Origin of the sequence: Lactobacillus sp. UMNPBX17 (genome assembly GCF_002553735.1) — a bacterium.
Taxonomy (GTDB): domain Bacteria; phylum Bacillota; class Bacilli; order Lactobacillales; family Lactobacillaceae; genus Lactobacillus; species Lactobacillus gallinarum.
Window position 1 is genome coordinate 1 of record NZ_PCYT01000208.1, and the last position, 223, is coordinate 223.

Below are 223 nucleotides of genomic sequence, written 5' to 3' on the forward strand. Positions count from 1 at the left end.
ATTTGGATGCGACATACCTTCCTTTGCGCCGAGAAACGTTTGAGCGTGAAGCAGTCTATATTGCCATTGGCATTAAACCTAATGGACATAAAGAAGTCATTGACTACTGCATTGCTCCTAGTGAGAACATTGAAGTCTGGACAGAGATGCTTCAAAACATGAAGTCCCGAGGCTTGAAGCAAGTTGAACTCTTTCTTTCTGATGGTGTTGTTGGCATGAAAAC

1 protein-coding gene is annotated in these 223 nt (G+C 42.6%); it reads left to right on the forward strand.

What is annotated here, in order from left to right:
• The coding region (locus CP368_RS10335) for a transposase (protein WP_199161348.1) at positions 1 to 223 on the forward strand (223 nt) is incomplete at both ends.